Here is a 12,443-nt window from a genome sequence, read left to right as displayed (position 1 = left end):
AGGTCGGCGGCCGTGCCCTGCATGGGCGCGTTGATGGCCGCGCGCTCGGCGCCGCTGCGGCGCGGGCCGTTGGGCGAGTTGATCTCGGGCAGGTACAGGCGCCGGCCCAGCACCGTCTCGACATAGCCCTGCGCCTTGGCCTGGGCCTTGGTCTCGTCCATGTAGCGCTTGACGCCGGGGTAGCGCTGGAAGTAACGGTCTATGTAGGCGGCCGCGGCCTTGGTCTCGATGCCGAGGTTCTTGGCCAGGCCAAAGCTGCTCATGCCGTAGATCAGGCCGAAGTTGATGACCTTGGCATAGCGGCGCTGCTCGCTCGACACCTCGTCGAGCGCGACGCCGAACACCTCGGCGGCGGTCGCGCGGTGGACGTCCAGGCCTTCGCGGAAGGCGTGCAGCAGCGCCTCGTCGCCGCTCAGGTGCGCCATGATGCGCAGCTCGACCTGCGAGTAGTCGGCGCTGGCGATCACGCGGCCCGGCGGCGCCACGAACGCGGCGCGGATGCGCCGGCCCTCGGGCGTGCGGATGGGGATGTTCTGCAGGTTCGGCTCGTTGCTCGACAGGCGCCCGGTCACCGCCACGGCCTGGGCGTAGTGCGTGTGCACGCGGCCGGTGCGCGGGTGGGCGAGCTGCGCCAGCTTGTCGGTGTAGGTGCCCTTGAGCTTGCACAGGCTGCGGTGCTCGAGCAGCTTGGCCGGCAGCGGAAAGTCGAGCGCGAGCTTTTCGAGCACTTCCTCGTCGGTGCTGCGCGCGCCGGTGGCGGTCTTCTTGACCACCGGCATGCCCAGCTTGTCGAAAAAGATCTCGCCCAGTTGCTTGGGACTCGACAGGTTGAACGGCTGGCCGGCAATCTCGTAGGCCTCGGCTTCGAGCTGCACGATGCGCTGGCCGAGCTCGTGGCTTTGCGCGGCCAGCGTGGCCGCGTCGATCAGCACGCCGTTGCGTTCGATGCGGAACAGCGCCTCGCTGCTGGCCATCTCCAGCTCGTAGATGCCGCGCAGCTTCTCGTCGGCCTGCAGCTGCGGCCACAGCACGCGGTGCACGTCGAGCGTCTGGTCCGAGTCCTCGCACGAATAGGCGGCGGCCTTGTCCACCGCCACCTGCGCAAACGGGATCTGGTGCGCGCCCTTGCCGCACAGGTCCTCGTAGCTCAGCCCGCTGCGCCCGGTGTGGCGCTGGGCCAGGCTGGCCAGGCCGTGCGGCTTGTGCACTTCGAGCACGTAGCTTTGCAGCATGGTGTCGTGTGCGTAGCCGCGCACGTCGATGCCGTGGTTGGCGAACACATGGCGGTCGTACTTGACGTGCTGGCCCAGCTTGGCGCGGCTGGCGTCTTCGAGCCAGGGCTGGAGCTTGGCCAGCACGTCGGCGAGCGGCAGCTGCTCGGGCGCGTCGGGGCCGGAATGCGCGAGCGGAATGTAGGCGGCCTCGTTCGGCTGCACGCTCAGCGAGATGCCGACGATCTGGGCGCGCATCTCGTCGAGCGAGGTGGTCTCGGTGTCGATGGCCACCAGGTCGGCCGCCTGGGCGCGGGCCAGCCAGCGGTCGAAAGCCTCCCGGGTCAGCACCGTGTCGTAGGCCACGTCGCGGTGCTGCGCGGCCTCGGCAATCGCCGTGGCGGCCGGGTCGGCGAACAGGTCGGCGGTGCCGCCATCGTCTTTTTTCTTGCCCACCGGAGGCGCGGCGGCGGCGCTGCCATTGGCGGCATCGGCCGGGCCGAGCGCGCGCGCCAGGCCCTTGAAGCCGTACTGTTCATAAAAGCCGCGCAAAGCGTCCTTCTGCTCTGCGCCGACAGCGATGGCGTCGATCGCCGGCAGGCCGGGCACATGGCCGTCGAGGTCGCAGTCGGTCTTGATGGTGACGAGCTGGCGCGCCGTGGGCAGCCAGCCCAGCGCGCCGCGCAGGTTCTCGCCGGCCACGCCCTTGATCTCATGGGCGCGCGCCAGCAGCGCATCGAGCGAGCCGTATTCATTGAGCCACTTGGCCGCCGTCTTGGGCCCCACCTTGGGCACGCCGGGCACGTTGTCCACGGCATCGCCCACCAGCATCTGGAACTCGACCATCTGCGACGGCGGCACGCCGAATTCGGCCGTCACGCCGGCCACGTCGCGCTTCTTGCCGTTCATGGTGTCGATAACGGTGATGTGCGCGTCCACCAGCTGGCTCAGGTCCTTGTCGCCGCTGGAGATGACCACCTGGATGCCCTGGCGCGCGGCCGTGACGGCCAGCGTGCCGATCACGTCGTCGGCCTCCACGCCAGGGATGGCCAGCACCGTCCAGCCAAGCATGCGCACCACGTCGTGGATGGGCGGGATCTGCGCGCGCAGGTCGTCGGGCATGGGCGCGCGCTGGGCCTTGTAGTCGGGGTAGAGGTCGTCGCGGAACGTGGGGCCGGAGGCGTCGAAAATGCAGGCGGCATAGTCGGCGTGCACCTCCTTGCGCAGCGCCCCCATCATGTTGATCATGCCGCGGATGGCGCCCGTGGCGGCGCTGTGCGGGTCGCCGGGCACGGCGCGCAGATCGGGCATGGCGTGGTAGGCACGGTAGAGGTAGCTGGAGCCGTCGACCAGCACCAGGGTTTTTTTGTCGGTCATGCGGCGATTGTGCACACGAACGGGCGCGCAAGCCTTCCCTGAAAGCCCCGGTGTGCCAGGCCCGGAGCCCATCCAATTGCTATGGTTCGGCCCACAATGGCGGCTCCGTGTTCCACCGCCACCTGAGGAGTCCCGCCTTGAAGCCCATCCAGAAGATTGCCCTCGGGGCGCTGCTGGCCCTGGCCGCCATCGGCACGGCCGGCTGGCTCGGCCTCGACCCGGAGACGCGCGGCCTGCTCAAGGCCCTGCCGACGAACCGCGACCTGCTGTTCTGGAGCCAGCCGCAGCGCGACGCCGCCTTCCGCGCGCTCGACCGGCTGCCCGTCCTGGCCCGATCGCATGCCATCGCGGCCAGCGGCACGCCCCGGCCGCTGCCGCCGGGTCCGCCGCTGCCGTTGGCGCTGGACATCGATGCCTACCTGGCCGGCCAGCGCAGCGCGGCGTTGCTGGTGCTGCACGACGGCAAGCTGCGCCTGGAGCGCTACGGTCTGGACTTCGGCAGTGGCGGGCGCTGGACGAGCTTTTCGGTGGCCAAGTCCATGACGTCCACGCTGGTGGGCGCCGCCCTGCGCGACGGCCACATCCGCAGCATGGACGACAAGGTCAGCGACTACATCCCGCAGATGCGGGGCTCGGCCTACGACGCCGTGAGCATCCGCCAGCTGCTGACCATGACGTCTGGCGTCCGCTGGAACGAGGACTACAGCGACGCCAACTCCGACGTGGCGCGGTTCAACAACCACCAGCCCGAGCCGGGCGTGGATGCGCTCGTGAGCTATATGCGCCGTCTGCCACGCGACGTGCCCGCGGGCACGCGCTGGCTCTACAGCACGGGAGAGACCAACCTCGTGGGCATCCTCGTGGGCCAGGCCACTGGCAAGCCCCTGTCGCAGTACCTGCAGGAAAAGGTCTGGGGCCCCGCCGGCATGGAGCAGCAGGCCACCTGGCTGCTCAGCAAGACCGGGCAGGAGATCAGCGGCTGCTGCATCCAGGCCGCGGCGCGGGACTTCGCGCGCTTTGGGCAGTTCATCCTGGAAGGCGCCCTCGCCAACGGCCACAGCGTCGTGCCCGAAAGCTGGCTGCGCGAGGCCACCACGGCGCGCACCGCCATCGGCCAGAGCGGGCGCGGCTACGGCTACCAGTGGTGGACCTATGACGACGGCAGCTTCGCGGCGCGCGGCATTTTCGGCCAGGGCATCTTCATCGATCCCCGGCGCAGGATCGTCATCGCCTCCAACGCCAACTGGGCAGGCGGCGCGCGGGACCCCGTGGCCAGCGCAGCGCGCGAGGCGTTCTACCGGGCGGTGCAGCAGGCGGTGGACGGCGAGGCGGTGGCCGCGCCCACCGCCGCCCCTGTTCCCGCCGCCGCGCGCGACCTACAATCGCGCCATGCGCGCTCTACCACTCCTTTTGCTGCTGGCCCTGGCCAGCGGCCCTGTCCTGGCCCAGAATACCAGCCAAAAACCTGCTGAGCCCAATGCCAGCGAGCGTGAACAGCTATCAAACAAAGAGCAAAAATCCGACCGCCTGAACCAGCGCACCGAGCGCATCCATGTCGAAGACGGGGGCAGCCGCGTCGATGAGCTGCGCATTGGCGGCCAGACCCAGAGCATCAAGGTGCAGCCCAAGGTGGGCAATATGCCCGAGTACGAGGTCCAACCGTCGGATGGCGTGCGCAACCGCCCCCGCAATGGCGCAGAAACCGACACCGGTTCGCGCGTGTGGAACCTCAAGAAGTTCTGACGCGCGCCCCCCATTTGGCGCATCCCGCCGCCGCGTGCAGCGGCGCCCGCACCGCTTCGCGGCCACCCTGGGTATGCGTCCTCTCTTCTAGCCCTATTTCCGTTTTGTCCTGAGCGATGGCCGTATTCACCAAAGTCTCCCTGAAAGAGGCGCGCGAGTTGCTGCGCCGTTTGCAACTGGGCGAGCTGCACAAGCTGCGCGGCATCGAAGGCGGCATAGAGAACACCAACTATTTCGTCACCTGCGAGCAGGGCGAGTTCGTGCTCACGCTGTTCGAGCGCCTCACGGCCGAGCAGCTGCCGTTCTACCTGCACCTGATGCGGCACCTGGCGCACGCCGGCATTCCCGTGCCCGACCCGCAGCCCGACAAGCACGGCAGCATCCTGCACAGCGTGTGCGGCAAGCCCGCCGCCGTGGTCAACCGGCTGCGCGGCCACAGCCAGCTCGCGCCCGGCGCGGTGCACTGCACCGCCGTGGGCGACATGCTGGCACGCATGCACTTGGCGGGGCGCAGCTTCGAGCGCCAGCAGCCGAACCTGCGCGGCCTGCCGTGGTGGAACGAGACCGTGCCCGTGGTGCTGCCGCACGCCAGCCCTGAGCAAGCGGCGCTGCTGCGCGCCGAACTGGCCTACCAGAACCACATCGCGGCCTCGTCGGCCTATGCCGCGCTGCCGCGCGGGCCGGTGCACGCCGACCTGTTCCGCGACAACGTGATGTTCGAGGGCGAGACGCTCACTGGCTTCTTCGACTTCTACTTTGCCGGCGTCGACACCTTCCTGTTCGACCTGGCCGTGTGCCTGAACGACTGGTGCATCGACCTGGAAGACGGCGCGCACGACGCCGCGCGCTTTGACGCCATGCTGCACGCCTACCAGGCCGTGCGCCCCCTCACGGCGGCCGAGCGCAGCCTGCTGCCGGCGCTGCTGCGCGCCGGGGCACTGCGCTTCTGGATCTCGCGCCTGTGGGACTACCACCTGCCGCGCGAGGCATCCATGCTCACGCCGCACGACCCCGGCCACTTCGAGCGCGTTCTGCGCCAGCGCGTTGCGCACCCGCCCCAGGCCTGAGCCGCCGGCGCCCCTCTCCTGCAGGAAACCATGAAACTCCACATCGTCCCCGCCCGCACCGGCATCGCCTGGGTCAAGAGCGGCATCCGCGTGTTCTGGCGCCAGCCCATGGCCATGGCCGCCCTCTTCTTCATGACCATGGCCGCCATGTCGCTGGCCACGCTGGTGCCGCTGATCGGGCCGGCGCTGGCGCTGGCCCTGCTGCCGTCGGCCACGCTGGCCATGATGGTGGCCTCGGCCGAGGCCGTGCAGGGGCGCTTTCCGACGCCCGCCGTGCTGCTGGTGGCGTTTCGCACCGGGCGCCAGCGCCTGCGCCACATGCTGGTGCTCGGCGCGCTGTACGCGATCGGCTTCCTGGCGGTGATGGGGTTCTCGGCGCTGTTCGACGGCGGCCTGTTTGCACAGGTCTACCTGGGCGGCGAGCCCATGACGCGCGAGATCGCAGAGAACCCCGAATTCCAGACCGCGATGTGGGTGTCGATGGCGCTGTACCTGCCGCTGTCGCTGCTGTTCTGGCATGCGCCGGGCCTCGTGCACTGGCACGGCGTGCCGCCCGTCAAGAGCCTGTTTTTCAGCATCGTGGCCTGCCTGCGCAACATGGGCGCGTTCACGGTCTATGGCCTGGGCTGGCTGGGGGTGTTCGCGCTCGGCGGCGTGCTCATCAGCCTGGTGTCGGGCCTGCTGGCCATGCTGGGCGTGTTCAGCGCCGAGTCGGCGCCCGGCGCCATTGGCGGCCTGATGGTGGGCCTGGCAATGGTCATGGCGGCGATGTTCTTCAGCTCCATCGTCTTCACGTTCCGCGACTGCTTCGCAGCGCCCGACGCGCCCCCCTCCGACGCCCCCGAAACCACCGCCTGAAGCGGCGCCCTGAGGCCCCGCCCCCGTGCGCGGTTGGCGGTGCCTGCGCGGCTGGTGTTGCTGCGCCATGGCTTTCTGCGGGCGCTCCAGCATCAAAAAACATAGCTGCCTGCGCAATACGAGCAAGGGCCAGATGCCAATAACACCCCAAAACAAACAGGCCCGCAGGGTGCGCTTGGAGCGCAGCCTGCGGGCCTGGGGATCGGCCGGAAACACCGCCGCTGGCGGTGCGTTGCCTCAGGTGCCGACCTTGCCGCCGTCGTTCTTGGTGATGACGATGGTGGCCGAGCGCGGGCGCTTGCCGGAGCCGTAGCCGGCGTTGGCAGGCCACTGGCTCTGGTACTTGGCGGGGTCACTGATGTTGGCCATCGCCGTGCCTTCGCCGGGGTGCTGGATGTTCACGAAGATCGCCTTGCCGTCGGGCGTTTCGGCCAGGCCGGTGATTTCGCTGCCCTTGGGGCCGACCAAGAAGCGCTTGAGCGTGCTGGGCGTGGCGGCCTTGCCGACGTAGGTGTCCACGGCCAGAATGCTGCCATCGGCCTTGGTGTGGTTCAGCGTCTTCTTGCCGCCGTCGCCCACACTGCCGGGCACGGCAGCCAGCATCATGCAGTTTGTGACATCGGTGTAGGCGCCGTCGTCGGTCTGGATCCAGCAGATGCCGGTGGCCTTGCTGAACACCAGGCCGTCGGGGCTGGAGAAGTCCTGGTCGTCGGTCAGCGCGGACAGGTTCACCAGGCCCTTGTCGGCCCCGGCTTCGGCGCCGAACAGGTACACGTCCCACTGGAAGCCCGCGCCCGTGTCCTTCAGGCGCACGAGGTGGCCGTTGGGGTTGCCGTTTTGCTTGGACGCGCCCTTCATGTCGGTGTAGGCACGCGGGTTGGCGGCGTCGGGCAGGTACTGGCCGCTGGCCGGGTCGATGCTGCGGTTGCTGTTGTTCGTGAGCGTGAAGTAGATCTCGCCGTTGGCGGGGTTCACGGCGTTCCACTCAGGGCGGTCCATCTTGGTCGCACCGACGGCGTCTGCGGCCAGGCGAGTGTGGATGGCGATGTCGGCGGCGCTGGTAAACGCAAAGCCCGCGTAGCCGGCAATGGCCGGGTTGCTGACGGACAGCTCGACCCACTTGCCCGAGCCGTCGGCGCTGAACTGGGCCACGTACAGCGTGCCGCTGTCGAGGTACTTGTCACCCACGGCCAAGCGGTCGGCGGCATTCGCGTCGGCCGCGCTCCAGACGGCGCTGGAGACGAACTTGTAGATGTACTCGCCGCGCGAGTCGTCGCCCATGTACACGGTGAGCGGCTGGCCGGCCACCACCTTACCGAAGGCTGCGCTCTCGTGCGCGAAACGGCCCAGGCCGGTGCGCTTTTTGGCCAGGCGGGTCTTGTCGTAGGCATCGATCTCGACGATGTAGCCCATGCCGTTCATTTCGTTGCGGTAGTCGTCGCTGCCATCGACCGAGGCGCCGGTCTTGCTGATGTTCCAGCGCTGGTACTGGTCTTCCAGACCGCCGGTTTCCCAGCCGTGGCGCGATGCTGCGCCCTGGTTGCGGCCGTAGCGCTTGAGGGACACAACGCTCTTGTCGCCGCGGGCCGCATCGTCGGCCGCGCCGCGGGTGAAGTAGCCGAACCAGTTTTCCTCGCCGGTCAGGAAGGTGCCCCAGGGCGTCTTGCCGGTACCGCAGTTGTTCAGCGTGCCGCGGGTGGTGGTACCGGTGGGTGCGTATTTCGTCACCAACTGGGCGTTGCCGCGCGCCGGGCCCGACAGCTCCATGGGCGAGAGCGGCGTGAGGCGGAAGTTGCGCGCCGAGTTGGGCGCGTAGCCCCAGCCGCCAGCCGTCTTGGTGACTTCAATCACGGCGATGCCGTGCAGCGCCACTTCCTTGTCCACTTCCACAGCCGGGCGCGGCAGTGTCGAGGCGCCGCCGTTGGCGTGTATGAAGAACGACGAAAGTTTTTCGTCGGTGGTGGCTTCGTGGTTAATCGCCAGCAGGCCGCGCTCGGTGGCGTTGTCATTGCGCTGGCCGTCGGCGCCCAGACCGAACCACTCCATGCCGTCGTGGTGGTCGCCGGCACGCTTGTCGAAGTCGGTGTCGGTGCCGTCGTTGCGGTAGGCGCTGGTGCCGGGCAGCACTGGGTCACCCAGCGCATACAGCACGCTGGCCGTATAACCGGCGGGCACGATGACCGAATCGGCCAGGCTCTTGCCCACGGCGGTAAAGCCCAGCAACTGGGGGACAATCGGGGTTTCGACCTCTGGGCCATCGCTGCCACCACCGCAGGCGCTCACGCCAAAGCCGGCCAACATGGCCGTGCCCACGGTGCCCACGCTGCCGCGCAGCAGGCCCCGGCGCGACAGGCGCGCGCCCAGCACCGATTCAAAAGTGGGGTTGGCCGAGTTGTTGGCGTTCTCGTTATTGAAATCAATGGCCTGCTCGGGCGCAATCTCGCGGTGGGTCATCGTGGTTCCTTGGATAGGGGTTGCAAACTCCACGAAGCGTACGAAGCGGTTGCGACATGGCCGTGACGGGTGCATGACAGCGGCGTGACAACGCGCCTGTGAATCAAAGCCAAATCGGTCGCTAACGCTGTCCTGTCCAGCGCTGGCAGCTATCCATTTAGAACCCTTGGAAGCACTGCCCTGGCTCAGCGTGCCTTGCTGCGGTGCTCATGCAGGTAGACGCGGTCGTCCACGCTCGAGAAGACCACGGCAAACACGATGCCGAGCGCCGCGCCCAGGATGGTGTCGAGCACGCGCTCGACCGGCATGCTCTGGGCCACCGCCGGCGATGCCAGGTAGGTCATGAGCAGCGCCATGGGCGTGATGGTGATCTGGCCGAGCGCGTAGTTGTAGCCAATGATCACCTCGGTCAGGAACTGGAACGCCACGATCGCCGCCACCACGGTCCAGAACCCAGGCTGCTGCGCCAGCATGGCCCAGACGAGGAAGGAACCCACGATGGTGCCTGCCATGCGCTGCAGTGCGCGGTTCATGGTGATGTGCAGGTGCCCGCCCTGCATCACCGACACCGCGCCAATCGCCGCCCAGGCCGGGTGGTGCCAGCCGGCCATGAAGGCAATCCAGGCCGCCAACGCGGCACACGCGGTGATGCGCCCAGCGGCAATGCACTGGTGCGACCAGGGTGCCACATGCGCAGGCGGCAAGCGCAGCGCCTTGAGTTCCGGGGCGCGCCAGCGGTCCGTCACCAGGCAGGTCAACACCGCCACCACACCGCCGGCCAGGGTCGCCAGCGCCCGGGCCAGCACCTCGGCGCCGCTGCCGACCGGGTTGTATGCAGCGCCGGCCGCAAACACGATGATCACCGCCCCGGGCCCGCCCAGGCTCCACCACGACACCGCGACGGTGGACGCGCCGGCCACAAGGGCCAGCACCAACACCATCATCCACGGCAGCGCGCCGCCCCACGAGGCCAGCGACGGCACCAGCACGCCCAGCGCCAGCAGCAGCGCACAGACCACGACGATGCGCATGCGCCGCTCCACCGTGGCAAAGCGCCCGAACAGGGCCGCCAATCCGCCGAGCGAAGCGAACCCCACCATCTGCGGCCAGGGCGAGAAATGCACTGCCACGATCGCCAGCAGCACGGCCAGCGCGGCCTGCACCCCCGCAATGGTGAAGATGCGCAGCGAGGGCGGCGCGCCGAGCGCCACGCTCTCGGCCCACTGCGCCGGGCTGACGAGATGGCGCGCAGAGGCGCCGCGCGACGCGCCGCGCAGGCGCCGGGATGTCGTTGCGGGATCGTCTTGTTTGGGCATAAAGGATGCCTAGGTCACTCGACCACCGCCAGCTTGGCCACCGACAGCGCCAGCCACTTCGTGCCATGGCGCGGAAAGCTGACCTGCGCGCGTGCGTCGTCGCCCGTGCCCTCGAGCGCCAGCACCTTGCCTTCGCCGAACTTGGTGTGGAACACCGCCAGCCCCACGCGCAGGCCGTGCGATGGCGCGGCCTTCTGCGCCGGGACGGGCGGGCTGGCAAAGGTCTCTGACTTGAAGCCATATCGGCCTCCAGCGCCCGATGGGTAAGCGCCTCCAGCTATGGAATCAGGAGTAAACGTGCCAAAGCCCGCCTGCTTGGGCGTGATCCACTTGAGCGCGCTCTCGGGCAGCTCGTCAAAAAAGCGGCTCTTGAGGTTGTAGCGCGTCTGCCCGTGCAGCAGCCGCGTTTGCGAGTGGCTCAGGTACAGGCGCTTTCGGGCGCGGGTGATCGCCACGTACATCAGGCGGCGCTCTTCTTCGAGGCCCGCCCGGTCGCTCATGGCGTTCTCGTGCGGGAACAGGCCGTCCTCCATGCCGCCGATGAACACGGCGTCGAATTCGAGCCCCTTGCTCGCGTGCACCGTCATCAGCTGCACGGCGTCCTGGCCGGCCTGGGCCTGGTTGTCGCCGGCCTCGAGCGCGGCGTGCGTCAGGAACGCCGCCAGCGGCGACAGCGTTTCGCCGGTGTCGATGTCGACGATGCCGGGCAGGGCCGGCGTCAACGGCGCATCGAGCAGCGGCGCATCCGGGTCCAGCCCCTGGCTGGCCGGGCTTTGCGTCAGCGGTGCACCATGCTCGTCGAGCGGCAGCGCCACGGCGTCGCGGCCAAAGCCCTCCTGCGTGACAAAGCTCTCGGCGGCGTTGACCAGTTCCTCCAGGTTCTCGATACGGTCAGCGCCTTCCTTTTCGGCGCGGTAGTGCGTGAGCAGGCCCGACGACTCGAGCATCTGCTCGATGATGGCGCGCAGCGTCAGGCCCTGCGTCTGCTCGCGCAGCACATCGACCAGCGCGACGAAGGCGCCCAGGTTGGCGCCGGCCTTGCCGGGCACGGCGCTCACGGCGTCGTGCAGCGAGCAGCCGGCCGAGCGCGCGGCGTCTTGCAGCACCTCGACGCTGCGCGCGCCAATGCCGCGCGGCGGAAAATTGACCACGCGCATGAAGCTGGTGTCGTCCTGGGGGTTCTCCAGCAGGCGCAGGTACGACAGCGCGTGCTTGATTTCGGCGCGCTCGAAAAAGCGCAGGCCGCCATAGACGCGGTAGGGCACGGCGGCGTTGAACAGGGTCGACTCGATGATGCGGCTTTGCGCGTTGCTGCGGTAGAGCACGGCGATTTCCTGGCGCGCAAAGCCGTCGCTTCGGACCAGCTGGCGGATCTCGTCGACCATCCAGCGCGCCTCCATCAGGTCGCTGGGCGCCTCGTAGACGCGCACCGGCTCGCCCGGGCCTTGGTCGGTGCGCAGGTTCTTGCCCAGGCGCGCGCTGTTGTGGCTGATGAGCTGGTTGGCGGCGTCGAGGATGTTGCTGTAGCTGCGGTAGTTCTGCTCGAGCTTGATCTGGCGCTGCACATCGAATTCGCGCACGAAGTCCGCCATGTTGCCCACGCGCGCACCGCGGAAGGCATAGATGCTCTGGTCGTCGTCGCCCACGGCGATCACGCTGCCGCGCGGCGCAAAGCGGCCGTCCACCTCGTCGCCCGCGAGCTGCTTGAGCCACGCGTACTGCAGCTTGTTGGTGTCCTGGAACTCGTCGACCAGGATGTGCTGGAAGCGCCGCTGGTAGTGCGCGCGAACCGGGTCGTTGTCGCGCAGCAGCTCGTAGCTGCGCAGCATCAGCTCGCCGAAGTCGACCACGCCTTCGCGCTGGCACTGCTCTTCGTAGAGCTGGTAGAGCTCCACTTTCCTGCGCCCGTCCACGTCGTGCGTGGCCACCGGCACATCGCCCGGGCGCATGCCCTCTTCCTTGCAGCCCGCGATGAAGTACTGCACCTGCTTGGGCGGAAAGCGCTCGTCGTCCACGTTGTGCTGCTTGCACAGGCGCTTGACGGCCGAGAGCTGGTCCTGCGTGTCAAGGATCTGGAACGCCTGCGGCAGACCCGCCGCTTGGTGGTGTGCGCGCAGCAAGCGGTTGCACAGGCCGTGGAAGGTGCCGATCCACATGCCGCGCACGCTGACGGGCAGCATGGCCGAGAGCCGCGCCACCATCTCCTTGGCGGCCTTGTTGGTGAACGTGACGGCCAGGATGCTGCCGGGGGTGGCCAGGCCGTTTTGCAGCAGCCAGGCGATGCGCGTGGTGAGCACGCGCGTCTTGCCCGAGCCGGCGCCCGCCAGGATCAGCGCGTGCCCGGCGGGCAGCGTGACGGCGGCGAGCTGCTCGGGGTTGAGGTGGTGCAGCAGCGGCGATGCGGCGGCGGGCGCGGG

Annotated in this window: 8 protein-coding genes; 4 read left to right on the top strand and 4 right to left on the bottom strand. The window is 68.7% G+C overall.

The genetic code is table 11. From position 1 onward, the window contains the following. Nucleotides 1-2,588: DNA polymerase I (gene polA, locus B2J89_RS19615; RefSeq protein WP_169170579.1), on the bottom strand; the 2,588-nt coding region annotated here is incomplete at its 3' end. 137 nt (nt 2,589-2,725) lie between these two features. Here polA and B2J89_RS19610 point away from each other — a divergent pair. The 4 genes from B2J89_RS19610 (at nt 2,726) to B2J89_RS19595 (ending at nt 6,256) form a co-directional block, all read left to right on the top strand. After that, nucleotides 2,726-4,060, top strand: a complete 1,335-nt coding sequence (locus B2J89_RS19610; RefSeq protein ID WP_205763909.1) for a serine hydrolase — start codon at nt 2,726-2,728, stop codon at nt 4,058-4,060. After that, nucleotides 3,978-4,331 (top strand): hypothetical protein, encoded by a 354-nt coding sequence (locus B2J89_RS19605; RefSeq protein ID WP_169170577.1) that lies wholly within the window; start codon nt 3,978-3,980, stop codon nt 4,329-4,331. The genes B2J89_RS19610 and B2J89_RS19605 overlap by 83 nt, the downstream gene beginning before the upstream one ends. Before the next feature lie 116 nt (nt 4,332-4,447). Further along, nucleotides 4,448-5,398: a homoserine kinase gene (locus B2J89_RS19600; protein ID WP_169170576.1), complete on the top strand. Its 951-nt coding sequence runs from the start codon at nt 4,448-4,450 to the stop codon at nt 5,396-5,398. A 30-nt stretch (nt 5,399-5,428) separates the two neighbouring features. Continuing rightward, entirely contained in the window at nt 5,429-6,256 is an 828-nt protein-coding gene (locus B2J89_RS19595; protein WP_169170575.1) for a BPSS1780 family membrane protein, read from the top strand. A 237-nt stretch (nt 6,257-6,493) separates the two neighbouring features. Here B2J89_RS19595 and B2J89_RS19590 read toward each other — a convergent pair whose 3' ends face one another. The 3 genes from B2J89_RS19590 to B2J89_RS19580 all read right to left on the bottom strand — a co-directional run. Continuing rightward, entirely contained in the window at nt 6,494-8,710 is a 2,217-nt protein-coding gene (locus B2J89_RS19590; RefSeq protein ID WP_169170574.1) for a PhoX family phosphatase, read from the bottom strand. 185 nt (nt 8,711-8,895) lie between these two features. Beyond that, nucleotides 8,896-10,026 carry an FUSC family protein gene (locus tag B2J89_RS19585; RefSeq protein WP_169170573.1) on the bottom strand — a complete coding sequence of 377 codons (1,131 nt, stop codon included), beginning with the start codon at nt 10,024-10,026 and terminating at the stop codon, nt 8,896-8,898. A gap of 14 nt (nt 10,027-10,040) precedes the next feature. Then, a partial coding sequence (locus B2J89_RS19580) for a UvrD-helicase domain-containing protein (RefSeq protein ID WP_169170572.1) occupies nt 10,041-12,443 on the bottom strand: 2,403 nt, incomplete at its 5' end.

Source organism: Acidovorax sp. SRB_24, assembly GCF_012931925.1.
This window is presented reverse-complemented; position numbering and strand designations above follow the sequence as displayed.